Annotated in this window: 2 protein-coding genes and 1 pseudogene; all 3 read left to right on the top strand. The window is 41.5% G+C overall.

Going from position 1 to position 1642, the window contains the following annotated elements; translation table 11 throughout:
- Positions 1–361: UDP-3-O-acyl-N-acetylglucosamine deacetylase (locus tag AC2JBO_RS44885; protein ID WP_496960080.1), on the top strand; the 361-nt coding region annotated here is incomplete at its 5' end.
- Between the two features lie 101 nt (positions 362–462).
- On the top strand, positions 463–993 hold the full coding sequence (fabZ, locus tag AC2JBO_RS44880; RefSeq protein WP_496960079.1) for a 3-hydroxyacyl-ACP dehydratase FabZ: 531 nt from the start codon (positions 463–465) through the stop codon (positions 991–993).
- Positions 994–1201: 208 nt separating this feature from the next.
- Positions 1202–1642 (top strand): annotated as a pseudogene (locus tag AC2JBO_RS44875) (acyl-ACP--UDP-N-acetylglucosamine O-acyltransferase); the annotation flags it as partial.

Below are 1642 nucleotides of genomic sequence, written 5' to 3'. Positions count from 1 at the left end.
TGCAATCGGTAATCAATGGTACAGTTGGAAAATGGCTGCAAATTCAGAATATCCTGATGCTGATTTCATAAAAGAAATAGCTCCAGCCCGTACATTTGGATTGTTACACCAAATCGAGTACTTACAGTCGGCAGGATTAATTAAAGGTGGAAACCTAGAAAATGCACTTGTTTGCGGACCTGATGGGTGGTTAAATCCACCATTAAGATTTGAAAACGAGCCAGTTCGTCATAAAATCTTGGATTTAGTAGGTGATTTGAGTTTACTTGGAAAATTCCCCCAAGCTCACTTTTTTGCGTACAAAGCCAGTCATAATTTACATATCCAACTGGCTCAAAAGATTTGGGATTTGGGATTTTAGATTTTAGATTGATACTAGAGTCTATTTTTAGATTTTAGATTGATAGTAAAATCTATAAATCTCTAATCCAAAATCAAAAAATCCAAAATTTACAGAGTGCCATGTCAACTGTTACAGAACCAAAAACAGCCGATATTTCCTCTCCTGGGTCATCTGAACCCGCATCAGAGAGTGTTTCTACACAAGATTCTGAAACTAAAAAAGTTTTCAGTATTGAAGAAATTCAGAAGATATTACCCCACCGTTATCCTTTTGCATTGGTAGATAAAATCATTGATTTTGTACCAGGTAAAAGAGCTGTTGGTGTCAAAAATGTTACTGTCAACGAGCCACAGTTTCAAGGACATTTTCCTGGGCGCCCAATAATGCCTGGAGTGTTAATAGTTGAAGCTATGGCACAAGTTGGAGGTGTCGTCATGACACAAGTGCCAGAGTTAGAGGGTGGACTTTTCTTATTTGCTGGTATCGATAAAGTTCGCTTTCGCCGTCAGGTAGTACCTGGAGACCAGTTAGTAATGACTGTGGAACTGTTATGGGTGAAACAGCGTCGTTTCGGTAAAATGCAAGCTCGCGCCGAAGTAGACGGTCAACTCGCATGTGAAGGCGAACTGATGTTTTCACTCGTTACCTGATGTCTTTATTCGCCGAATGGGGTACGCACAAAATCGTGCCCTTATTCACAAAAGAGGATACCAGAAAATTAGTTATTTACAACTTATATTGTAAAATTTGTTAAATTTCTCAACCCACTCGCCCTCACACACACGTTTGTTGCCACTGACACCTTCGGCTACGGATTAATTAAATAGTCAGCACGCTTACTGTTCTGGAGATGCACCCTTGAAGACGCTCATTCATCCTACCGCTGTAATTCATCCAAATGCGGAAATTCACCCTACAGTGCAAGTCGGTGCCTATGCTGTGATTGGAGGGCATGTGAAAGTAGGTCCCGAAACCGTTATTGGCGCCCATGTGGTGCTAGACGGTTTTACAGAAATTGGGGCACGAAATCAAATATTCCCTGGTGCGGTTATAGGTACAGAACCACAAGATTTAAAATACGACGGCGAACTTAGTTGGGTTAAAATCGGCGACGATAACCTAATTCGTGAGTACGTAACCATCAACCGCGCGACCGGAGCCGGAGAAGCTACGCTCGTTGGTAACGGGAACCTACTTATGGCGTATGTTCACGTAGGTCATAATTGTGTTATTGAAGACTCTGTAATTATTGCTAATTCGGTTGCGCTAGCTGGACATGTATATATAGAATCGCGCGCT

The organism is Calothrix sp. CBUCES-K 9914 (assembly GCF_059640475.1).
The sequence above is the reverse complement of the archived record's forward strand: the minus strand, read 5'-3'. Positions and strand labels throughout refer to the sequence as shown.

Excerpts from the sequence above, each read along its gene's own strand:
- fabZ (WP_496960079.1), top strand. The coding sequence starts at position 463 with ATGTCAACTGTTACAGAACCAAAAACAGCCGATATTTCCTCTCCTGGG.